At 71.3% G+C, this 21,062-nt stretch carries 20 protein-coding genes and 1 pseudogene; 8 read left to right on the plus strand and 13 right to left on the minus strand.

All coding sequences use genetic code 11. The features are described 5' to 3' along the window. The first annotated feature begins 2 nt into the window (after window positions 1-2). The 3 genes from ABD978_RS43195 to ABD978_RS43205 all read left to right on the plus strand — a co-directional run bounded on the left by ABD978_RS43195 (window position 3) and on the right by ABD978_RS43205 (window position 2,892). Window positions 3-1,037 carry a LacI family DNA-binding transcriptional regulator gene (locus tag ABD978_RS43195; RefSeq protein WP_345367495.1) on the plus strand — a complete coding sequence of 345 codons (1,035 nt, stop codon included), beginning with the start codon at window positions 3-5 and terminating at the stop codon, window positions 1,035-1,037. 28 nt (window positions 1,038-1,065) lie between these two features. Then, the gene (gene galT, locus ABD978_RS43200) at window positions 1,066-2,115 is read left to right on the plus strand and encodes a galactose-1-phosphate uridylyltransferase (RefSeq protein WP_345367497.1); all 1,050 of its coding nucleotides are present in this window, start codon (window positions 1,066-1,068) and stop codon (window positions 2,113-2,115) included. Between the two features lie 168 nt (window positions 2,116-2,283). Next, window positions 2,284-2,892 carry a TIGR04222 domain-containing membrane protein gene (locus ABD978_RS43205; RefSeq protein ID WP_345367499.1) on the plus strand — a complete coding sequence of 203 codons (609 nt, stop codon included), beginning with the start codon at window positions 2,284-2,286 and terminating at the stop codon, window positions 2,890-2,892. A gap of 99 nt (window positions 2,893-2,991) precedes the next feature. On the opposite strand, the gene ABD978_RS43210 is transcribed toward ABD978_RS43205, so the two are convergent. The 7 genes from ABD978_RS43210 to ABD978_RS43240 form a co-directional block, all read right to left on the minus strand. Further along, the gene (locus ABD978_RS43210) at window positions 2,992-3,753 is read right to left on the minus strand and encodes an SDR family NAD(P)-dependent oxidoreductase (protein WP_345367501.1); all 762 of its coding nucleotides are present in this window, start codon (window positions 3,751-3,753) and stop codon (window positions 2,992-2,994) included. Beyond that, window positions 3,753-4,235 (minus strand): SRPBCC family protein, encoded by a 483-nt coding sequence (locus ABD978_RS43215; RefSeq protein ID WP_345367503.1) that lies wholly within the window; start codon window positions 4,233-4,235, stop codon window positions 3,753-3,755. The genes ABD978_RS43210 and ABD978_RS43215 overlap by 1 nt, the downstream gene beginning before the upstream one ends. Then, window positions 4,210-4,605, minus strand: coding sequence for an ArsR/SmtB family transcription factor (locus ABD978_RS43220; RefSeq protein ID WP_345367505.1), 396 nt, complete (start codon window positions 4,603-4,605; stop codon window positions 4,210-4,212). Before ABD978_RS43220 ends, ABD978_RS43215 begins: the two co-directional genes overlap by 26 nt. An 81-nt stretch (window positions 4,606-4,686) precedes the next feature. Next, on the minus strand, window positions 4,687-5,697 hold the full coding sequence (locus tag ABD978_RS43225) for a J domain-containing protein (RefSeq protein ID WP_345367507.1): 1,011 nt from the start codon (window positions 5,695-5,697) through the stop codon (window positions 4,687-4,689). After that, window positions 5,694-6,443, minus strand: coding sequence for a hypothetical protein (locus ABD978_RS43230; protein ID WP_345367509.1), 750 nt, complete (start codon window positions 6,441-6,443; stop codon window positions 5,694-5,696). The genes ABD978_RS43225 and ABD978_RS43230 overlap by 4 nt, the downstream gene beginning before the upstream one ends. Before the next feature lie 139 nt (window positions 6,444-6,582). Next, entirely contained in the window at window positions 6,583-7,395 is an 813-nt protein-coding gene (locus ABD978_RS43235) for an SAM-dependent methyltransferase (RefSeq protein ID WP_345367511.1), read from the minus strand. Between the two features lie 164 nt (window positions 7,396-7,559). Continuing rightward, entirely contained in the window at window positions 7,560-9,026 is a 1,467-nt protein-coding gene (locus ABD978_RS43240) for an FG-GAP-like repeat-containing protein (protein WP_345367513.1), read from the minus strand. A 383-nt stretch (window positions 9,027-9,409) separates the two neighbouring features. Between ABD978_RS43240 and ABD978_RS43245 the strand changes: the two genes are divergently transcribed. Then, window positions 9,410-12,790, plus strand: a complete 3,381-nt coding sequence (locus ABD978_RS43245) for a phosphodiester glycosidase family protein (RefSeq protein WP_345367515.1) — start codon at window positions 9,410-9,412, stop codon at window positions 12,788-12,790. A 38-nt stretch (window positions 12,791-12,828) separates the two neighbouring features. Here ABD978_RS43245 and ABD978_RS43250 read toward each other — a convergent pair whose 3' ends face one another. The 4 genes from ABD978_RS43250 to ABD978_RS43265 are packed head-to-tail and all read right to left on the minus strand — an operon-like array spanning window position 12,829 to window position 15,805. After that, window positions 12,829-13,815 (minus strand): hypothetical protein, encoded by a 987-nt coding sequence (locus ABD978_RS43250; RefSeq protein ID WP_345367517.1) that lies wholly within the window; start codon window positions 13,813-13,815, stop codon window positions 12,829-12,831. Between the two features lie 13 nt (window positions 13,816-13,828). Then, complete coding sequence (locus ABD978_RS43255) at window positions 13,829-14,245, minus strand: hypothetical protein (protein ID WP_345367519.1); 417 nt, start codon at window positions 14,243-14,245, stop codon at window positions 13,829-13,831. Between the two features lie 60 nt (window positions 14,246-14,305). Continuing rightward, window positions 14,306-15,220: a hypothetical protein gene (locus tag ABD978_RS43260; RefSeq protein ID WP_345367521.1), complete on the minus strand. Its 915-nt coding sequence runs from the start codon at window positions 15,218-15,220 to the stop codon at window positions 14,306-14,308. A gap of 21 nt (window positions 15,221-15,241) precedes the next feature. After that, complete coding sequence (locus tag ABD978_RS43265; RefSeq protein ID WP_345367523.1) at window positions 15,242-15,805, minus strand: hypothetical protein; 564 nt, start codon at window positions 15,803-15,805, stop codon at window positions 15,242-15,244. Between the two features lie 248 nt (window positions 15,806-16,053). On the opposite strand from ABD978_RS43265, the gene ABD978_RS43270 reads away from it, so the two are divergent. The 3 genes and pseudogenes from ABD978_RS43270 to ABD978_RS43280 all read left to right on the plus strand — a co-directional run. Continuing rightward, window positions 16,054-16,911 carry a hypothetical protein gene (locus ABD978_RS43270; RefSeq protein ID WP_345367525.1) on the plus strand — a complete coding sequence of 286 codons (858 nt, stop codon included), beginning with the start codon at window positions 16,054-16,056 and terminating at the stop codon, window positions 16,909-16,911. A gap of 192 nt (window positions 16,912-17,103) precedes the next feature. Continuing rightward, entirely contained in the window at window positions 17,104-17,433 is a 330-nt protein-coding gene (locus tag ABD978_RS43275) for a hypothetical protein (RefSeq protein WP_345367527.1), read from the plus strand. A gap of 567 nt (window positions 17,434-18,000) precedes the next feature. Further along, window positions 18,001-18,339, plus strand: a pseudogene (locus ABD978_RS43280) (DUF8017 domain-containing protein); the annotation flags it as partial. Between the two features lie 135 nt (window positions 18,340-18,474). Here the strand turns inward: ABD978_RS43280 and ABD978_RS43285 are convergent. After that, window positions 18,475-18,909 carry a DUF6086 family protein gene (locus ABD978_RS43285; protein WP_345367531.1) on the minus strand — a complete coding sequence of 145 codons (435 nt, stop codon included), beginning with the start codon at window positions 18,907-18,909 and terminating at the stop codon, window positions 18,475-18,477. 89 nt (window positions 18,910-18,998) lie between these two features. Between ABD978_RS43285 and ABD978_RS43290 the strand changes: the two genes are divergently transcribed. Further along, window positions 18,999-20,495, plus strand: coding sequence for a glycoside hydrolase family 76 protein (locus tag ABD978_RS43290; RefSeq protein WP_345367533.1), 1,497 nt, complete (start codon window positions 18,999-19,001; stop codon window positions 20,493-20,495). A gap of 73 nt (window positions 20,496-20,568) precedes the next feature. Here the strand turns inward: ABD978_RS43290 and ABD978_RS43295 are convergent, their stop codons facing one another. Continuing rightward, a complete protein-coding gene (locus ABD978_RS43295; protein ID WP_345367664.1) occupies window positions 20,569-21,045 on the minus strand; it encodes a cupin domain-containing protein in 477 nt (158 codons plus the stop codon). Window positions 21,046-21,062: the final 17 nt, after the last annotated feature.

Genomic DNA, 21,062 nt, shown 5'->3' on the forward strand with positions numbered 1-21,062 from the left:
CCATGACCGCAGACCCCGAGGAGCGGGGCGACGCGCGAGTCACGGCGCGCCCCGGTCTCCGGGATGTGGCCAGGCTCGCGGGGGTGTCGCACCAGACCGTGTCCCGGGTCTTCCAGGATCACCCACGGGTGAGCTCGGAGACCCGGGCCAAGGTCCTGGCCGCGGCCGCCCAACTCGACTTCCGGCCCAACGCCTTCGCCCGCGCCCTGGCCACCGGCCGGTCGCGGACGCTCGGCGTGGTCAGCTTCGACGCCACCCTGTTCGGGCCCGCGTCGATGATCAGCGAGATCGAGCGGTGCGCTCGGGAGGCCGACTACTTCACCAGCGTCATCGCGCTGCAGTCGGCCAGCGAGCGTTCCATCTCCGCGGCGGCCGAGCGGCTGCGCGGGCAGGGCGTGGACGGGCTCATCGTGATCCCCGGGCACGTGCCGCTCACGCAGACCACGAAGCACCTGCCGTCCGACCTGCCCGTCGTCGTCATGGAGAGCGAGACGGTCGTCCCGGCGGTCGGGGTGGACCAGTACACCGGCCCGAAGGCGGCGACGCGCTACCTCCTCGACCTCGGCCACCGGACGGTGTACCACCTGCCCGGCCCGATGTCGTGGCTGGAGTCGCGCGAGCGCGCCCGGGGCTGGCACGACGCGCTGACCGAGGCGGGCGCGCCGGTGCCGCCGACCATCCCGGGCGACTGGAGCGCCGGGTCCGGGTACGACCGGGGCCTCGCGCTGGCCGCCGACCCGGACGTCACGGCGGTGTTCGCCTCCAACGACCAGAACGCCCTCGGCCTGCTCCGCGCCCTGCACGAGGCGGGCCGCCGGGTGCCCGACGAGGTCAGCGTCATCGGCTTCGACGACATCCCCGAGGCGGCGTACTTCATCCCGCCGCTCACCACGATCCGGCAGGACTTCGCCGCCGTGGGCCGGTCCAGCGTGAACCTGCTGCTCGAGCAGATCGAGACCGGCCGCCGCAGTGACAAGAAGATCATCATTTCCACCGAGCTGGTCAGCCGCAGCAGCGCCGGGCGACCTCCCGCGTAGTACGCCCGGTCTCCGCGAAAGGAAGACGATGTCCGCCCACGCCGTCACCGCGTCCGCCGCTCGCACGTCCGTGCGGCTCGCGGACGGACGAGAGATCATCTACTTCGACGACAAGCCCGGTTTGGACCGTTCCGCACCGGACCGGCGGGAGCTGCCGCCGTACGCGCCCGCCGCCGAGCTGCGCTACGACGTGCTGCACGGCGAGGAGGTCCTCGTCGCCGCCCACCGGCAGAACCGCACCTACCAGCCCGCGCCCGGCGAGTGCCCGCTCTGCCCCTCCCACGGCGACCGCCTCAGCGAGATCCCGGCCGCCGACTACCACGTCGTGTCGTTCGAGAACCGCTTCCCCTCGCTCGGCGGCCCGGCCGGTGGGCGCTGCGAGGTGCTGTGCTTCACCAGCGAACACGAGGGGTCCTTCGCCACCCTGCCGCCCGAGCGACTGGCCACCGTCGGCCGCGCCTGGGCCGACCGCACGGCGGACCTCGGCGCCCGGCCGGACGTGGAGTACGTCTTCCTCTTCGAGAACCGCGGCGCGGCGATCGGCGCGACCCTGCCGCACCCGCACGGCCAGATCTACGCCTTCCCGTACGTCCCGTCGACCCCGCGCCGGATGCTGGCCGCCGCCGAACGGTTCCGCGCCGAGCAGGGCCGGTGCCTGATGTGCGACGTCGTCGCCCGCGAGGCCGCCGGGCCGCGCGTCGTGGCCGAGACCGACGGCTTCCTCGCGTACGTGCCGGAGGCCGCCCGCTGGCCGTACGAGGTGTACGTCGCCCCACGCGCCTGCGTGCCGGACCTGCCCGCCCTGGAGGCCGCGCGGCGCGACGAGCTCATGCGCCTGTACGCCGACGTGCTCCGTCGTTTCGACGCCCTCTACGAGCACGCGACGCCGTACATGGCCTGCTGGTACCAGGCCCCGGCACGGGTCTCGCGCGACGCGGCCCACCTGTGCGCCCGGATCTACACGCCGCAGCGCACCGCCGACAAGCTCAAGTTCCTGGCGACGGCCGAGACCGGCGGCGGCGCGTACATCAACGACGTCCTCCCCGAGACCGCCGCCGCCCGCCTCCGCGAGCTGTAGTAGTAGTCCCCCGGCCGGCCGGCGGCCGCTGCTCCGGTGCGGCGACGGCCGGTGGCGCGGCGCCGGGGAACGGCCGGTGGCCCGGTGCGGGCAACCGGCGCGGGGCGCCGCGCGTCCCATCGGGTGTCGGGGGGAACGACACGTGCCCCGCGCGGGAGGTGACGGCGCATGACGCCCGACCACGACCTGTCCCCGTACGACGTCGCCTACCTGTTCGCCGGGCCCGACCGCGTGGCGGTCGTCGCGCTCGTCGGCCTGCACGCCGACGGGCGCGTCCGGATCACGGCCGACCGGCACCGCGTGTACGCCGAGGCGCGCGACGGCGAACTGCATCCGGTCGAGACGGCCGCGCTGGCCCTCATCCCGGACGTCGGCCGGGTACTCGGCCTGACCAGGATGCTGATCACGTTCTCCCCGGCCGTCACGGAGGTCGGCCGACGGCTGTACGCCGACGGACTGCTCCCCGGCTCCCGCCTGAGCGGGCTCTGGCGGCGGGACCGGATCAGGAGGATCCGGTCCCTGCGCCGCGAACTGGCCGAGGCGCCCGAGGGTCTCATGCGGGTCGCGGTCCGGGGAGTCGCCGGCATCGCCGACGACGGGCTCCGGACCATCTTCGAGACCCACGTCTACACGCCCCCGGCGCATTCGCCGTTGACGAACCCGAAGCGCGACCGGCCCGTCGACCTGCTGCAGCCCGACACCCGCCTGAACGACGCCGCGTCCGGCTACGCGGACGGCATGGACGGGGGCGGCATGGACGCGGGCGGCGGCTGGTAGCCGGTCGTCTCAGTGCCGCGGGAGCGCGACGGCGCGGTCGAACGCCGAGTCACGTCCGGTGGCGGGCTCCTCGTCTCCGGACGCGACTCGGCGTGCGGCTCAGCCGGGGACGGAGCCGCAGGTGATGTTGATCGCCGTGCCGGTGATCGTACGGGCGAGGTCGGAGGCGGCGAACGCGGCGGCGTTCCCGACGTCCTCGAGGGTCGCCGCGCGGCCCAGCATCGTGCGCGCCTCGATGGCGTCTACGATCGCCTCGCCGCCCGGGAAGCCCTCCGGCAGCGTCTCGGGGACGCCGCCGGTCTGCAGGGTCACGACGCGCACACCGTACGGGCCGAGCTCACACGCGAGGGCGCCGCGCAGCGACTCCAGCGCGCCGAACGCGACCTGCAGCCCGCCGAGCCGGGGCGTCGGCGGGCCGTACCCGCCGAACAGCAGGATCGCCCCCGAGCGCTGCCGCGTCATGTGGCGCGCCGCCGCCCGCGCGGTCAGGAACGTCGTGCGGATCGCCGTCACGACCGGCCGTTCGAAGTCGGCCAGGGACATCTCGGCGAGCGGGGTGCCCTGGACGTCGCCGTGCGAGATGAGGTTGACCGAGACGTCCAGACCGCCGAAGGCCGAGGCGACCGCGTCGGCGTGGTCGTCGACGGCCCGGCCATCGAGCGCGTCGAACACCGCGACCTCGGCCGCGCCGCCCGCCGCGCGGATCCGCCCGGCCGCCGCCTCGAGCGGCTCCGCCGTCCGCCCGACCAGGTGGACGCGCGCCCCTTCGCGGGCGAACGCCCGCGCGACCGCGCCGCCGATCATCCCGCCGCCCCCGTAGACGACGGCGTTCTTTCCGTCGAGCATCCCCGTGCCGGGCATCAGCGGCCCTGGAGGTCGGCGAGGAGCTCTTCGAGGCGTTCGCCGGACTCACGGACGCCGTACTCCGCGCCGGAGGCGATCATGCCGTCGCGGTCCTCGACCGACTGGAAGCCGGAGACCGACCGCACCAGCGTCCGGCCGTCGGCCTCGGTGAACGTCACCGTCTCCAGCGCCACGTGGCCGGGCACGCCCTCGTACTCGAAGGTCTGCACGATGCCGCCCTCGACCGACGGCGCGCCGTGGAAGACGCCGTGGAAGCCGTGTTCGTGGCCGGCGGGGTCGACGCTGACGTAGCGCCAGCGGCCGCCGTCGCGCGGCTCGTGGCGGTCGAAGCGCATGGTCAGGTCGCGGGGCCCCAGCCAGCGCACGATCAGATCCGGGTCGGTGTACGCGCGGAACACCAGGTCGCGGGGCGCCTCGAACTCCCGCTCGGTGACGATCTGCGGGATGCCGGGCTCAGCGGTGATCTCGGTCTTGCCCATCGTCGTCCTCCTCCTTCGCGGCCGCGTCGGTGCGGCCGTCCGGTCCTCGTCCCTGCAGCGCCGCGAGCAACTCGTCCAGCCGCTCGTGGCTCTCGTCCCAGAACCGCTGGTACCGGGCCAGCCAGGTGGTCACCTCACGGAGCGGCTCGGCCTGCAGGTGGCTGAGCCGGGCCGTCGCGCGGCGGGTCCTCGAGATGAGCCCGGCGTTCTCCAGCACCTTGAGGTGCCGGGAGATCGCCGGCTGGGACACGTCGAACGGCGCGGCCAGCTCGGCCACGGTCGCGTCGCCTTCGGTCAGCCGCGTGAGGATGGCGCGCCGCGTCGGGTCCGCGAGCGCCGCGAAGACCAGGCTGATCCGGTCGTCCGGCACTTCATAACCACCTTGTTCTAGAACCAATGTGTTAATAATCGGGCCGCAGGGCGACTCCGTCAAGGGGCGTGGTGCGGTGGTTCAGCGCCGGGTGAGCACGCCCGACGCCGTGACCTTGCCGTTCGCGTCGTAGTAGGTGAGAGCCAGCTTGCCGCCCTTGCGCGGGACGAGGTGCATGTCACCGACGTCGCAGCCGTGCTTCCCCGACCCGAAGACGGTGTTGACCGTCAGCCGGTCCCGGGTGACGGACGTCGGCACGGCGGTACCGACGCACTTGCCGTCGAGGTAGCGGACCTTGCCGTCGTGCTTGCCCGCGCGCAGCGTCACCTCGGCCTCCCACCGGACCGGCTTGCCGTTCCGCTCGGTCGCGTCCCGCACCGTTCCCGACCACGTGCCGGCGAACGAGGACGGGACGGCCGTCTTGGGCCCGTGCTCGTCCTTCCCGGAGAACAGGTGGCCGAGCAGCCACACGCTGACCGCGGTCACGACCACGGTCCACCAGGTCATCTTCAAGGCACGCTTGATGCTCTCCGTGAGCGACCGCTCTTGCGGCGGCGACCCCGGTGGCGGCGGTGGCTCGTACTCGTATCCCCCGGGCGGCGGATTCTCGTACTGCGGATTCTCGTACTGCGGCGGGGGCCGGTACTGCGGCGGCCGGCGGCCGAGGTCGGCGGCGTCCCAGGGGTCCGGGGGAGCGGCCGGGCCGGTCTCGGCCTCCGCCCAGGGGTCCCGGGGCGGCGCCGCGCCCGGTGCCGCGCGGGCCCACGGGTCGTCGACGACCTCGGCGTCCTCCGGCTCGTCGTACTCCTCGTACTCCTCGTACTCGTCGAACTCCTCGGGTTCCACCGCGCCGGACCGGTAGGCGTCGTATTCGGCGCGGTGGTGCCGCAGGACGTCCCGGGCGGCGTTCAGCAGGCGGATGACCTCCTCCGCCATGACCTTGGCCCGCGCATCCGGGTACAGGTCCGGGTGGTACTTCTTGGCCAGCGCGCGGAACGCCTGCCGGATCTCCTCCTGCGTGGCGTCGGGATCGACGCCGAGCAGGTCGTACGCGTCGTTCCCCTCGAGCTCGGCGAAGTCCGCCGACCTCACCTCCCGATCCGGCGCGCCACCGACGCCCGGTAGCACGTCAGCGACCAGTGCGCGGTCGCGTCGGAGTGGCCCGCCGGGATCACCTTGGTCCCGCACGCGACGGTGACGTCACGCGCCCCGGCCAGGAAGACCATGAACATGGTCAGCTGGTGCTCGTACCCCTCGTACGCCCAGTTGCAGCGCAGCACGCGCTGCCCGGACGTGAACGGGGTCTGCAGCAGTTCCTGGGTGCGCGGCGGAAGGTTGCCGAGCAGCCCCCGGTCGGCCGCGCTGAGGCCGTCGACCGGCGCGACCGGCGAGCGCGCCCCGGAGGCGAGGGCCGGACCGGACGCGGGCGTGTGCGGCGGCGGCCGGTGGTCCACCTGGACGTGCCGCAGCGAGCCGGGCTCGAACACGAACGCCGAGATGGCGTAGACGGGCCGGTGCTCGGTGCTGATCCGCGGCTCGGCGATCGCCAGGCCCCGGTCGCCGAAGACGACGGCGTACGGCCGGCCGTCCAGGCTCGAGCCGTCACGCCGGGCGTACCAGTCGATGACGCCCCCGGCGAGCTCCATCAGGCGTTCCCGGGTGCGCTGGCCGATCATCTCCCAGCATTCCTGGCGGAGTTTCTCGCCGCCGTCCAGGCCCATCTGCGCGGCCTGGTGCAACGGGGCCGTGGCCCCCGAGAAGCGGTCCAGTCCGCCGCCGCCACCGCGCGCCGGCGACCGGTCGTCGCCGGTCGGGACCATGGGGAAAGACGAGTCCACGCGCCGAGCCTCCTGACCAGCTCCTGTCGACCGTTGACCCCATTATGTCGATACCGGTGATCCGCTGTCCCGGCCGAGGAGGGTCATTGCGAGGTTCGGAAGACGACCCGTGCGGGCGACGGAGGACGAACGGTCACCCTCAGCGCTTGCGGCCGGCGGCGCAGAGCATCCAGACCGAATCGGCGTCCTTCACGGCCTCGGGGTCGTCGGGCCGCCACTTCGGCAGGTTGACGAGGCCGGGTTCGACCAGGTCGTAGCCGTCGAAGAGCGCCTCGATCTCCTTCGGCGAGCGGAGGACGGCCGGTGAGGTGGCGCGCTGCTTGTACACGTCGGCGGCCGACGCCGCGCCGTCGGCGCCCTGCTCCGGCGGGGTGATGTGGGACAGCGCCAGGTAGCTGCCCGGCACGGACACGTCCCGGAACGCCGAGACCAGCCCGTACGGGTCCTCCTCGTCGGTGATGAAGTGCAGCACCGACATGAACAGCACGGCCACCGGCTCGTCGAACCGGATCAGCCGGCGCGTCGCCGGGTGGTCGAGGATCGGGCCCGGGTCCCGCATGTCCGCCTCGACCACGGCCGTCGTGCCGTTGTCGGGCAGCAGCGCCTTCGCGTGGGCGCGGACGATCGGGTCGTTGTCGACGTACACGACGCGGGCGTCGGGCGTGACGGCCTGGGCCACCTCGTGCACGTTGCCCTGCGTCGGCAGCCCGGTTCCGACGTCGATGAACTGCCGGATCCCGGCCTCCTCGGCGAGGAAGCGCACGACCCGGCCGAGGAACGCGCGGTTCTCCCGCGCCAGCACGCGCACCTCCGGGGCCGCCGACAGGACCTGCTCCGCCGCGTTCCGGTCGACGGCGAAGTTGTCCTTGCCGCCGAGGTAGTAGTCGTACATCCGAGCCGGTGTGGGCCGGTCCGTACGAAGGTCGTGAACCGGGATCTCCTCGTCTCCCATCGCGGTCCCCCCTCTTTTCCGTACGCGTGTTCTGACAAGTTTGTCGACTCAGGCAACGAATGTGAAGATCATTCTGTTCCCTGACGGCCCCGGCCGGGGCCGGGAGCGCGCGCGGGCGCGGCGCCTCGCGGCACCGCGCCCGTCGCGGACGTGCGGGTCCCGGATCAGCTCGCCGAGCCGTTCCAGCCGGTCGTGAGCTGCTGCCGGGCGGAGTACCCGGTGGCGCGGCCCGCGTAGACGTACATCACACCGGTGCTCGCCTCGACGCCGACGAGGTCCGAGACGCCGTCGCCGGTGATGTCACCGGTCAGCGTCAGCGAGCGGATGCCGCCCCAGCCCGAGCCGAGCTGCTTGGGCGTCCCCACCTTCTTGACGCCGCCGGGGTAGACCCACAGGGTGCCGTCCGACTTGCGGACCGCGAGGAGGTCCGGCTTGCCGTCCCCGGTGATGTCGGTGACGCCGGCCAGCTTCTCCATGCCGTTCCAGCCGCTGTTCCCGATCTTGATCCGGGTACCCACCTTCTTGGCGCCGCCCGGGTACAGCCAGAGCGTGCCGTCGCTCTTCTGGACCGCGATCAGGTCGGCCCGGCCGTCACCGGTGATGTCGCCGATGCCGGTCAGCTCGGCCATGCCGTTCCAGCCGCTGTTCCCGATCTTGATGGGGGTGCCCACGGCGTTCGTCGCGCCGGGGTAGAGCCACAGCGTGCCGTCGCTCTTCCGCGCCGCGATCAGGTCGGCCTTCTTGTCGCCGGTCAGGTCGCCGATGCCGGTCAGCTCGCGCATGCCGTTCCAGCCGCTGCTGCCGATCAGCTTCCGGCTCGTCGCGGCGAACTTCGGGCCGGGGTACAGCCACAGCTTGCCGGTGGCCTGGTCGACCGCCACGGCGTCGGCCGTGCCGTCCCCGGTCTGGTCGCCGAGGGTGGACAGCCCCACGTCGGTGCGGCCGGTGACCAGGAACATCCCGGTCGGCTGCATGTCCGCGGCGAGCTTGGAGGCCGCGATGGTGTGCGTTCCGCCGGTGGACTTCCAGGGGTCGAAGACGGTGATCGTCCCGGCGCTACGGTCGTACCCGTACGCGACGATCGCGTGCCCGACCTTGCTGCCGGTCATCTTGGAGTTCCACGGCAGCTTCTCCATCCACACGCCGAGCACGGGCGCCCGCTTGAGCACGCCGACGTCGTAGGAGACCTTCGCCATCAGGCTCGAGGACGTCGAGGCGTCCGCGAAGCCGTACGAGTAGCCCAGCGGGTCGACGTAGGAGTTGAGCACGGGCCGCGCCTGGGCGCCCGTGGTGCCCTTGGTGGCGCTGGTCCCCATCTGCTTGGCCAGCGTGGTCTGGCTCACCGAGACGCCGAACGTCGACAGGCTCATCGACGATGAGGTCGGCACGCAGTTCATGTTCGTGGCCTGGTACTGCCCCTTCAGGGACAGCTTCGCCGACGTCGGAGCCGCGGCCGCCGCGGCGGCGGCCACCTTCGGCGCCATGGCCGTCGTTGCGGGTCGCGCGACGAGGTTCGCGCCCGGCTTCGGCGGCGCCGGCGCGGCGTCCGCCGCGTCCGTCAGACCGCCACCCGCCAGGATGAGCGCCGCCACCGAGCCCATCGGCAGCACTCGTCGGCCGAACGACCTCATTCGATCTCCTCACGTTCATGCCGGTCCGCCGCGTCCGGCGCCGGCCTCGGAGGGCGGGCGGCGACGGACGGGGGACGGCCGGTCGGATACCGGCCAGGATCTTCGACGGTGCCGCGTCAGGGATGGATCCACAGAAAAGGGGCGGGGTGGCACGCCGAGGACAGGCCGGGACGTCGTCGTATGCCGGTCTCTGAAATAGGGGGATCGCTGGTGGATCGCTCCAAAGGCCGGTTCCCGGATCGTACCGGAACGCGATCTTTGTCGCGGAAGAAACCCCGTGGCGAAAGATGTTCATCTGCGCGACGGCGACCCGTCAAGATCGGTAATAGTGATCCACCGCCACGGAGCGCTAACCTCCTGCGGCACCCCCCACGGAGGCCTCCATGCGCGTACGATCCCTGCTGACCGCAGGCGCCCTCGCCCTCGGCGTTCTCGGCTGGAACGTTCCGGCCTGGGCCGAGCGGCCGCCGCGCGTCCCGGCGCCCTCCTACCAGACCGCCGTGCCCGGCGAGTCGGTCGAGGCCGACCGGGTCGACCAGCCCGTGGCGCCGGGGATCGTCCGTACCACCTTCGACACGTTCGGCCGTACCGGCTGGACGCGCGTCCACGTCCTCAGCGCCGACCTGAGCGACCACTCGGTCGGCGTCGACCTCGTCGGCCGCAAGGTGAGCGAGGCGCGGCCCCTCGCCCAGGCCGCCGACGAGCAGCGCGCGGTCGCCGCCGTGAACGGCGACTACTTCGACATCACCGAGACCAACGCCGCCATCGGCCCGGAGATCCAGAACGGCACCCTCCGCAAGGGCACGGCCCAGCCGTCGACCGTCGCGGCCATCGGCACGGACGGCCTCGCCCGCCTCGCCGACCTCGCGATCCAGGGCACCGTCACCGTCGCCGGCACCGAACGCCCCCTCGCCGCGCTCAACTCCTCCAGCGCGCCCGCCGACGGCATCGACGCCTTCACCCCGCAGTGGGGACCGGGCCTGCGCACCCTCATCCGCGACTCCGGCCCGTACACCGAGGTCGTCGTCGCGGGCGGCAAGGTCACCGTGGTCAACGACCACCTCACCACCACGCCCGTGCCCGACGACGGCCTCGTCCTCCTCGGCCGCGGCGCCGCCGCGCAGCAGCTCGCCACCGCCCGGCCGGGCGACACCGCCGCCATCGCGTTCGCCCCGAAGACCGACGCGAAGCTGAAGACGGCGCTCGGCAGCGGCGCGGTCCTCGTCCACCAGGGCGAGGCGGTCGACTTCCCGCCGAGCACCGGCAACGACGCGCTCAAACCCCGCACCGCCATCGGCTGGAGCGACGGCGGCCGCCGCCTGCTCCTCGTCGCCGTGGACGGATCGTCGAGCTTCTCGGCGGGGCTGTCCTTCGACGACACGGCCCGGCTGATGGCCCGCCTCGGCGCCGGCGACGCGTACATGCTCGACGGCGGCGGCTCCACCGAGGCCGTCGCGCGCCGCCCCGGCGACTCCGGCGTCAGCGTCGTCAACACCCCGTCCGACGGCAACGAGCGGCCCGTCCCGAACGGCGTCGGCCTGTTCAGCCGCAAGGGCTCGGGCACGCTGCAGGGCCTGGACGTACGGCCGCGCGCCGACCGCGTCTTCCCCGGCCTGACCCGTGACGTCGCGGCGGCCGGCTACGACGAGACGTACGCGGCCGTCTCCGTGAGCGGACGGCACGTCTCCTGGAACGCCGTGCCCGGCCGGCTCGGGCACGTGGGCGGCGGCGTCTTCCACGCGTCGGCGCCGGGCTCCGGACAACTGCGGGCCCGCGCCGGGGCCGCGAGCGGCGAGCACGACCTGCGCGTCCTCGGCCCGCTGCACCGGCTCGCCTTCAGCAGCCGCGCTGTCACGCTGCAGCCCGGCACCGCGACGAGCATCGGGCTGACCGGCTACGACGCCGACGGCTTCAGCGCCCCCGTCGCCCCGCGCGACGTCACCCTCTCCTACGACCACGACGCCATCGACGTCACCGCCGAACCCGACGGCGACCTGAAGGTCACCGGCAGGCCGGGCGCGACCGGCACCGGCACCACCCTCACCGCGACCGTGCGCGGCGTGACCGCCAAGGTGCCCATCGCGGTCGGCCTCATCGACAAGTCCCTCGCCGAGTTCGAACCGGACGAGAAGTGGACCGCGTCCGCCGCCCGAGGCACCGCCAAGGTCACCACCGTCGAGGCCCCCGACCGCCCCGGCGCGCCCGCGGGCAACCACGCACTGCGCCTGACGTACGACTTCACCGGCCAGCCCAGCACCTCCGCCGGGTACGCCGTCGTCCAGCCGGCCCCGCTCACCCTGCCCGGCGGCGCCAGCGGCCTCGCCCTGTGGGTCAAGGGCGACGGCAAGGAACACTGGCTGCGCGCCACCCTCCGCTCGCAGGGCACGACGAACGTGCCGTTCACGTTCGCGCTCAGCGTCGACTGGACCGGCTGGCGCCGCGTCACCGGCACCCTGCCCGCCGGGTTCGCCACCCCCATCACGCTGCTGAACGTCTACGTCGTCGAGACCGCGCAGGACAAGAAGGACGCCGGGGAGCTGGAGTTCGACGCCCTCGCCGCCCAGGTCGGCGAGCAGCCCGACGCACAGGAGCCACCCGCCTCCGACCCGTACGTCCTGGAGCAGCGCGGCGTCGGCGCCGGCCGCTGGACGTACGCCCTGATGTCCGACCTGCACGTCAGCGCCGCCGCGGGCGCCGACTCGTTCGCCGCCAGGCAGGCGGCCGCCGCCCTCGACCAGGCCGTCGCCGCCAAGCCGGACTTCATCCTGCTCAACGGGGACTTCGTCGACAGCGACAGCCCGGCGGACTTCGCGTTCGCCCAGCAACTACTGAAGGACCACGTCCCGGCGAGCCTGCCCGTCTACTGGGTGCCCGGCAACCACGAGGCGGGCCTCGGGTCCAGCGGCGGGCTCGACAACTTCGTCAGCGCCACCGGGCGCAAGACCCGGCAGGTGTTCGACCACAAGGGCACGCGCTTCATCCTGCTCGACTCGCACAGCGGCAGCCTGCGCACCTCCGACTGGGACCAGATCCCCGCACTGCAGGACGAGCTGAACAAGGCCGCCACCGACCGTACGGTCACCGGCGTCGTCGTGGTGTTCCACCACCCGCCACACGACCCGTCCGGCGCCGGCGACTCCCAGCTCACCGACCAGCTCGAGGCCGGGCTGGTCGAGCGATGGCTGGCGACGTTCAGGGAGGAGTCCGGCAAGCCGATCGCGCTGTTCAGCGGCCACGCCCACACCGCCGCCGTCACGCGGGCGGACGGCGTGCTCGAGGTGAACACCCCGGCGGTCGGCAAGACCCCGTACAGCTCCCCGGACCAGGGCGGCTTCTTCGGCTGGATGCGCGTCGGCGTCGACCCGCACCCGGGCAAGGTCCCCGCCGGGCTCCCCGACCCCGGAACGCGCGACTGGCTGCAGGCGGAGAGCCGCCCGCTGATCGACGGCATCGACCTGCCGGCGCCCGGACCGCTGCCCGTGGGCGGGGCCGAGAAGGTCACCGCGACCGGCCTGACGAGCGGCTTCGGCCTGAAGTTCCCGCTGCGCTACCCGGCGAGCGTGACCTGGAGCGGAGGCGCGGGCCTCCTGGTGACCGCGTCACCCGAGGAGACCAAGGCCGCCCGACACCGCCGCGACATCCTCGCCGTCCTGAACCCGGAGACCGGCACCCTCACCGCCCTCCGCCCCGGAACCGTGACCGTCACGGTCACCGCCGGCCCCCAGACCAAGTCCGCCCCCGTCACCATCACCCCGGCCGCCTGACCGGGGCAGAACCTGGGGCCGCGGGTCGAGGGGCGGTGTCACCTCGACGTGGGGCGGAATCCGCAAGGATTGTCGGGGTTCCGGATGGCGGTCCGGAACCCCGGAGCGTCGTTCGGGGAGGGGATCTCCATACGTTCCCCGACACTCGCGACGTTGTCCGCCAGCGTGTTGGTGAGTGCGGCCAGCTCGCGCTCCTGGTCGGCTATCGCCTGCTTGACCTTGTCGATGGCGGTCCGCATGTTGGCGAGGATCGCCAACGGGGTCCCTCCGGAGATCTTCGCCTTGTCCTCGCGTGACCCCGCCATCGAGGCATTGGCGATCGCATTGGCGAATGAGAAGGCGGCCATCGTCGCCGCGAGCGCCCCACCGGCGGTCAGCACTGACGCGGCGGCGGTGCCGACGGTGACGGTCGCCGTAATCGTGGAGGGGGAGCAGCTGCACATCGCCGACTCCGCGTGCAGCGCCTGAATGGTCTTCTGACCGATCTCCCAGACGTCGGCGTTCGCGCGGGCCCGGATCTCCTGATGTGCCTGCAGAATGAGCGCCAGCGACCTGGCCAGCGCGGCCTGCAGCGGGATTGCCGTGTCGATGTGGTTGACGAAGAACGTGTCGAACTGAGCGCGCGCGGCACCCTGCCAGTTCTGGAGATGGGTGCCGATGTCGTGCGTACGATCGGCGATCGATAGGCGGTCGGTCCATTCTCCGGTGAACTTGGGCAGCGGGCTGAGGAGCTGTCTGCTGGAGCTCCCGCCCCGTGGATCCACCTTTACGGCGTTCGCGGGGTCGAGGTTGTCGGCGACGCTGAACAGGTCATCGACTGCCGACCGGTAGGTGGCCGGGTCGGTCATGCCGTACGAGGCGAACAGCTGAGGGACGTCCGCGTAATCGGTGTTGACCTGGTCCATCTGAGTCTTCCCCGAGTACGAGTCGAGGGTGGCGCTGTGGTTGTGTCGGATCGCCTTGAGTGCGGCCGCCAGCACCTGTCGGCCGCACGCGCTCATCTCGTCGGCATGGTGATAGGACACGCCGTACCCTCCGTCACTTTCGAGTCATGATCACGTGGGGCGGCGGCGGGGGCAGCACCTTGTCTTCAGGGATGCTGATGACGGCGTCGGGTGCTCCACCGCGCCACGCCTCCCTGACCTTCGTCGCGGCGTCGGCTTCCGCGGCCTCATAATGGGCGGCGACGTGGACGAGGGCGGTGCCCGCCTCCTCGAAGCTCTTGGCCGACCGGCCGAGGACATCCTGGAGTCGGTTGCGCAGCGCGGTCCACGGCGCGCGAAGCTGGTCCTGCACCCCTCCGGTCGCGGGGCAGGGGGCGAACGCCGTGTTGTCGAAGCCGACGGTGTCGGCCACGCGATTGTTCAACGTGGCATACGTCCAGGCCAGGTGCGGCAGGGTGACCCTGCCGGCCCCCAGCAACTGGTTCAGGTCTACGACGAAGGAGTCTGTCATTGCGCCCTCGGTTCTTATCGGTGCGCTGGATCGGGTGATGGGATCGCCGGACACCACCCGTCACGAACTCGGCAGACATGACGACGATGGGCTGTAGAACGGCAGGCCGGGCGTTACCGGGTTGGGCTCCAGGAGGACGCCGGTCCGCGACGGGTCGGCGTTTTCCGGAACCCATGCGTCGAAGTGCACCCGCTGACCGGGCTTCAGGGCCGGGCCGATGCCCTGGCCGTTCGCGTTGAGCAGCCGCCCGGACGAGTCCCGGAAGATCACGGAGGCCGCGCGTCTCCCAGGCGAAGACTTCGTGGGACTCCACGTCACCTTGAAGGACAGGCGGGCCAGGCCGTTCGCCGACGTTCGACTGGTATCGCGCTTCCCGACCGTGACGTCGGTGGCGCGGCCGGCCGCCTGGTAGCCCGAGGTGGAGGGGGCGATCCAGCAGACTTCGCCCCCGAACGGCGCGGTATCCAGCTGAACCCTCAGGTTCGCGACCCCATCGGGTGCCTGCTTGCGGTCGAAGTAGGCCCAGCCGGCGGCCCGCTGACCTGGCATGATCAGCGAAATGGTGAAGTGGGCCTGCACCGGCCGGCCCGCGGACATCAGCTCGTGTCCCTGGTCGTCCAACGGCGACACGACGAACCGGACATTGGTCGCCGTACGTCGGCACGGATTTTCGAGGATCGCGCTGGCGAGGAACAGGTCGTTCAGCTGGTCCCGCGCGCCGACCGCGTAGTGGTCCTTGCGCGTGACCGCCGACTCGGCGACCCGAACCTCGCAGGACGATCCGTGCGCCGACGGCTGCGCGCGGGGGGTCCGGTGATCTGTGGGATGACTGGAGGACGTGCAGGCGACCAGCATCGTGATCAGGGCGGCGACCACGACCATCGGACCTGCTGACCGAGCGCGCCGACCGACGCTCCGGTTCTCCCACGCACGGTCGGACGCAGGAGCGAGAACTGAAGGCCCATGGTCGGTCACGATCGCTGCCTTTCGCCGTATCTACCGAGGGGTTCGCCGCTCGAAAGGACCCACCCGCTGGCGTGTCTTATCGGAGGTGCCTGAGCCGTAGTACTCGTCCTTGAGCCTTCGCACCTCGGCTCGGTGACGAGCGAGCACCCCACGGAACGCGGTGAGCAGACCGGCCGTGAACGTGTCCTCGGAAACTCGGCTGACCGTGCCGTCCGCGATGCGCACGTCCCAGCGCACGAGCGCCTGACTGACCACGGTGATTCGCCCGTCGGGCGATGTGGCGGCGGTCCTGATCGCCGCGAGGCGCCGGCGGAACTCCCGATCTTCAAGCCCGTATTCGATGGCGTCGTCGTGCAGCACGTCCGGCACCGCCGCGTCGATGAGCTTCGTCTGAGCGCGCACATATCCCGCCATGACCCGCATCGCCAACCGGGAGAGCTCTTGCGCCAACAAGGTGCCGGAGTAGTGCCGGTAGTCACCCGGGCGAAATACGAGCTGTATTCTCTCCCCTTGGCCGCCGAAAGTGGCACTTATCCGTCCATCGGGCGATGTGGCGGTGACAGTCAGTGATAAGAGTCTGTCCGCAAGATCCATGGTGCACCGCCTCCGCGGGTCTGCAGACCGTGTGCCGGACAGTGGCTCGCACTTCCCGTCGTCGCGCCCTGTAATCGCATGGTTAGCCGTCGGTAATCATAGGCTATTCGCGAGATGCGGATCAAGATTTCGAGCGGGAGTTTGATGATCTTGAATGCCCATGTTCCGGACATTCAAGAAGCTCTATTGCGGTGCTTTGAAATATCATGGTTCGCGGTGGAACATTATTTGCTGGAGTTCGGATGAGCATGGGGCGCTTTGTGACGATCGGGGGGCGAAACGACGGGTCCGTCCCGCAGGAGTTGGTCGTCCACCATGCCGCTCCCGACGGCCACCCCGTTCACGTCGCCCCGCCGCCGGGCGAGACCTGGGACGCCACCGTCGCCGTCCGGGGCGACACGATCGCCGCGACCACCCACTCCATCGACGACCCGGCGACCCCGCCCAGGCTCTACACGATCACGGAGGCGCGCGGCGTCCGGCCGGTGCCGCTCCCGCCCATCCGCCATGGTCGCGCCATCGACTTGGCCATCTCGCCCGACGGCGCGGACATCTTCCTCGTCCTCGACGCCGGCGACACCGAGCGGGACGAGTACCTCCTGGTCGCGCCCGCGTCCGGCGACGGCCCGGTCCGCGTCTGGCCGCTCGATCCGGCCGCGCACGTACTCGGCATCTCGGCCGGTCCGGACCGCGACCTCGCGATGCTCACCGTCGGAGCCGCCGGCCGCCCGCAGCACCGTCGCGTCGTCCGGTCGCGCACCCCAACCTCGGGCACCCTGCTCGTCGAGGACGGCGACCACGGCATCCATCAGCTCCGCGCCGCCGAGATCTCGGCGGACGGATCCCGGCTGGCCCTCGCGTACACCGGCGACGAGGGCGCCACGGTCAGCGTCGCGGTGCTGTCGGTCGACGGCGGCCCGCTCCGCGTGCTCTGGCAGCGCCCCTGCTCCTGGGGCGACCCGGACGAGGTACGCCTGTCGTTCGATCGCACCGGACAGCACCTGCTGCTCAGCTATGGCGAGGTCATCGCGGTCGCGGTCACCGATGCCACCCACCACGTCCTCACCCGCGCCGCCGAGAACCGCTGGCAACGCGCCGCCTGGTAGCCGCACCGAATCACGCGTCCTGGTCCGGCCACTCGCCGGAAAGCGCGGGAAAACAACGCAAAAAATGCTAATCTCCGCTGCTTGTCAAAGATGTGGTCAAACGGGGGCCACATCGGAGGAGGTAGGACAGTGCCTACGCTGAAGACCTCACTGGCAGCACTCGGGGCCACTGCGGCGCTCACGCTCGGAAGCATGACTTTGGGGGCCACCGCCGCGAACGCCGCGAGCTCACACCGAAACTGGACCCGCGTCAGCGCCCAGGGATACTCGAACGCCGCCGGAGTCGTGTTCCACCCCAAGGGCGACAAGTTCGACGTCTATTACAACGAGAACCTGCACGTCAGCGGGACCGTTCACCTGTTGTGGCGATACAAGGGCAGCCAGACGATCCACCGCAAGGACTGGTCCACCCTGGTCGGCGTGTACCACGCCAAATACAACATGAAGGAGCACAAGAAGATCTACTTCGAGCTCTGCGTCGCCCAGTACTGCTCTCCGACCGTGTGGTACGGCACCACCTGAGCACCGTCTCCTGAGGCATGGCCAGAAAGCGCCCGGCCGCACCCTCGTCGGTGCGGCCGGCGCCGTCTCCGCCGCGTCGGCGCCGAGTGGCCGCTGTCGGGGGAGGGCGGGGGAAACCGGTGATCGCTCTCGAAGTCGAAGCACGGAGCCGGTGTCGTACCGGCGAATTAGCATTCGCCGCGCCCCACCGTGGGCGGCGTACGGCACGTCGTCGTGGACCCCGTCCGAGACAGGCGAAGAGGAAAGCCCGTGGGCTACGGAGCGCCACCCCCCGACTGGTCCACTCCAGGGCCGCCGCAGCCCCCGTCCCCCGGTGGTGGCTACGGCGGCCCGCCCGGCGGCGGATACGGCGGGCCCCCGGCCACCCGTGTTCCCACCTCCCGGTCCGCCGCGCCGGAACAGCGCCTCGCTGATCATCGTGGCCGCCGTCGCGGTCCTCGTCATCGTCGGCGCGGTCGTCCTCGTGCTCGTCAGCCGGGGCGGTGGTGAGAAGCACCCGGTCGCGGCCCCGACCACGCCGTCCGTCACCCCCACCCCCACGCCGACACCGACACCTGTTTCAAATCCACGGACTTCGACAACCTCCGCTCGTCCGCGATGCAGGCCGCCCAGAAGTGGGCCAGGTCCGCGGCGTACAAGGTCGGCTCCCCGCAGAAGAGCATCGGCAGCCCGGAGAACGCCAAGCACAAGGGTCTGAACCAGATCGTCCAGATCACGGCCCACGTCAGCCACGCCCCGGACGCCAGGAACTGCGGGTCGACGGGCACGACCATCCGCATCGTCATCATTCCGGTCACCGGCGGCGGCTCACTGTCCTGGGTCCTGTACGTCCACACCGGCCAGCCCGGCGCGCTCAGCGACACCGACATGGACAAGGTGGTGCACAGCGTCCGCCTCGCCAAGTGAGCAGGCGGGCCAGAACCTGCTCGAAAACGACGTCGCACCCTGCGGGCGGACCGTCCCGCCCAGCCGCTGCCGCCCGCACCCCTCGCCGTACCGCACAGTCACAGATCGACCGGCACGTGATCCACCGGACACACCCTAGGAGGGCATCGCCTTCGCGTGTTCGCAGATGTCCTCGACGAACTCGCGCTCCTCGTCGGTGGACGGGGTCACCGTGATGCCCGCCCGCGCCAGCAGGACGAGGGACGTGAGCAGCCAGCCGTGGAGCTGGCTGCGGTACACCCGGTTGGTCGAGGTGAAGTACTCCTTGTAGGCCACCTCGATCAGGGCGTCGAACGGCTGCGGGTCGATCTCGAACACGTCCTCGGCGACCGTCCTGACACCGGTCGCCCGGCCCCCGCCCGCCGCCAGGCACTTCGTCATCCCGACGTACAGCCGGCCGGCCTCCGCGGACGGGGCCCAGACGGTCTCTTCGCCCACCCTGAACAGGCAACTCACCCTGACCACTCCAACCCCGGAGAAAGACCGATCAACCCTTGATCGTTGACGGCCCGTTGATGCCCGCTCGATCACAGACCATGCACGCGAGGAGCGCCCCCGACGCGACCGCCGCGCGTCCTTTGACCATTGACGTGACTGATGGTCTGGATCAATAGTCGGTCATGTCGTCCTCCCGCCCCGCTCCAGGCCGACGGAGCCCCGCCCGCCCGTCCATTCGCCGATTCATCCGCCTGCTGACGACCGCCTCCCTTCTCGCCGGGGCCGCGATCCCCGTACTCGCCGGAAACAGTGCGGCCGCCGCCTCCATCTGCGACAAGTACTGCGACGGCCGTGACCCGGCGCTGACCGCCGGCGACCGTACGTCCGTCCAGACCACCATCTACTCGCGGCAGATCGTGCTGCACTTCGACGACGCCGACGACATGGCCTGGGCGAGCATCGGCAACGGCAACCCGGCCGACGAGGTATGGCTCGACCGTTCCTTCGACGGCGGCCAGAGCTGGAGCCAGGGCAGCAAACTCGGCGACACCACCGTCCCGAGCGGCCAACGCGGCTGGCGCACCCTCATGTACAACGTCGACGACTGGAACAACCGCGGCGTCGGCGCCGTACGCGCCTGCGGCAAGGCCGGCGACCGCGCCGAGATCGCCTGCATCCCGTGGGCCCGTACGACCTGGAACGCCGGCAGTCGATCCACCGCCGCGGCGACCGCGCTGATGATGTACTACAACAACGGCACCGGCCTGTGGAACACCACCAACTGGTGGAACTCCGCCAACGCGCTGACCGCCGTCATCGACAACGTCCGGGTCAGCGGAATGGGCAGCTACAAGTACGCGATCGCCACCACGTACGACGACAATCTGTCCGCCCAGGGCGGCCAGTTCCGCAACGACTACATGGACGACACCGGCTGGTGGGGCCTGGCCTGGGTCGACGCCTATGACCTGACCGGCGACAGCCGTTACCTGACCACCGCCAAGGCCGACGCGGACTGGATGACTTCGTACTCCGACGGCACGTGCGGGGGCGGCGTCTGGTGGCGCACCCAGCGCGACTACAAGAACGCCATCACCAACGAGCTGTACCTGCAGCTCACCGCCGCCCTGCACAACCGCATCCCCGGCGACACCAAGTACCTGACCCAGGCGAAGAACGAGTGGTCCTGGTTCAAGGCCTCCGGGCTGATCAACTCAGCTCACCTGATCAACGACGGCCTGACCACGTCGACGTGCAAGAACAACGGCCAGCCGGTCTACACCTACAACCAGGGCGTCATCCTGAACGGCCTGACCGAGCTGTACCGCGCCACCGGCGACGCCGGCGTGCTCACCGACGCCCGTACGCTCGCGGGCGCCTCCACGACCGACCCGACCCTCAACCCGAACGGCATTCTCGCCGACCCGGGCGAACCCCAGTCCAACGGCGGCGCGGACGGCCCGTCGTTCAAGGGCGTGTACGCCCGCGGCCTGGCCGCCCTCAACAAGACGCTCGGCGACCACCCGTACACGGCCTACCTGAACCGCCAGGCGGGTTCCGCCTACGCCCACGACCGCAACCCGCTCGACCAGTACGGCTACCACTGGGCGGGCCCGCTCGACTCCACCGACGCGGCCCGCCAGCAGAGCGGTGTGGACCTGATGAACGCCGCCGGATAACGCCATCCGCGTCGAGCCGAACGTGGCCGACCGGGTCTGCCACGCACACCCGGATTTCATGAAGGGAGACGGGTCAGCGCTCCGGAAGGGGGCCGATCAGCTCGATGCCGTATTCGGCCCCCAATGCCCGGATCCGCTCCGGCGTCGCCGCGTCCTCCTCGATCGCGCGATGCACGTCACGGAAGAAGCCCTCCGGCCCACCGGGAACGATCATGGTCAGCTTGCGCCCGCCCGCCGGTCCCGCACGCAGGCCGTGGACCAGCCCGCCGGGCACGAAGACCACCGCTCCGGTGCCGGCCGACACCCACTCGCCGGCGACGTAGAAGTCGTAGTGCCCGTCGAGGATGTACCAGAGTTCGGCGACGTCGTGCCGGTGCAGGGGCGTGGCGAAGCCGGGCGCGTCGACGCCCTCCAGCAGCCCGAGCCCGCCACCGGTCGACTCCGCGGACGCCTTGAGCCTCATGACGGAGCCCTCGGGCGCCGCCGCCATCTCTCCCTCGCCCGCGGCCAGAACGTACGGGCGGAGCAGCCGACCTATCGCCTCGTCCATGGTCACGCGCCCACGAA

It is taken from the genome of Actinoallomurus liliacearum, from assembly GCF_039542035.1.
Lineage (GTDB): Bacteria > Actinomycetota > Actinomycetes > Streptosporangiales > Streptosporangiaceae > Actinoallomurus > Actinoallomurus liliacearum.

Excerpts from the sequence above, each read along its gene's own strand:
- ABD978_RS43245 (WP_345367515.1), top strand. The coding sequence starts at position 9,410 with ATGCGCGTACGATCCCTGCTGACCGCAGGCGCCCTCGCCCTCGGCGTT.
- galT (WP_345367497.1), top strand. The coding sequence starts at position 1,066 with ATGTCCGCCCACGCCGTCACCGCGTCCGCCGCTCGCACGTCCGTGCGG.
- ABD978_RS43270 (WP_345367525.1), top strand. The coding sequence starts at position 16,054 with ATGGGGCGCTTTGTGACGATCGGGGGGCGAAACGACGGGTCCGTCCCG.
- ABD978_RS43275 (WP_345367527.1), top strand. The coding sequence starts at position 17,104 with ATGACTTTGGGGGCCACCGCCGCGAACGCCGCGAGCTCACACCGAAAC.
- ABD978_RS43235 (WP_345367511.1), bottom strand. The coding sequence starts at position 7,395 with ATGGGAGACGAGGAGATCCCGGTTCACGACCTTCGTACGGACCGGCCC.
- ABD978_RS43240 (WP_345367513.1), bottom strand. The coding sequence starts at position 9,026 with ATGAGGTCGTTCGGCCGACGAGTGCTGCCGATGGGCTCGGTGGCGGCG.
- ABD978_RS43215 (WP_345367503.1), bottom strand. The coding sequence starts at position 4,235 with ATGGGCAAGACCGAGATCACCGCTGAGCCCGGCATCCCGCAGATCGTC.
- ABD978_RS43255 (WP_345367519.1), bottom strand. The coding sequence starts at position 14,245 with ATGACAGACTCCTTCGTCGTAGACCTGAACCAGTTGCTGGGGGCCGGC.
- ABD978_RS43295 (WP_345367664.1), bottom strand. The coding sequence starts at position 21,045 with ATGGACGAGGCGATAGGTCGGCTGCTCCGCCCGTACGTTCTGGCCGCG.
- ABD978_RS43205 (WP_345367499.1), top strand. The coding sequence starts at position 2,284 with ATGACGCCCGACCACGACCTGTCCCCGTACGACGTCGCCTACCTGTTC.
- ABD978_RS43290 (WP_345367533.1), top strand. The coding sequence starts at position 18,999 with ATGTCGTCCTCCCGCCCCGCTCCAGGCCGACGGAGCCCCGCCCGCCCG.
- ABD978_RS43210 (WP_345367501.1), bottom strand. The coding sequence starts at position 3,753 with ATGCCCGGCACGGGGATGCTCGACGGAAAGAACGCCGTCGTCTACGGG.
- ABD978_RS43195 (WP_345367495.1), top strand. The coding sequence starts at position 3 with ATGACCGCAGACCCCGAGGAGCGGGGCGACGCGCGAGTCACGGCGCGC.
- ABD978_RS43265 (WP_345367523.1), bottom strand. The coding sequence starts at position 15,805 with ATGGATCTTGCGGACAGACTCTTATCACTGACTGTCACCGCCACATCG.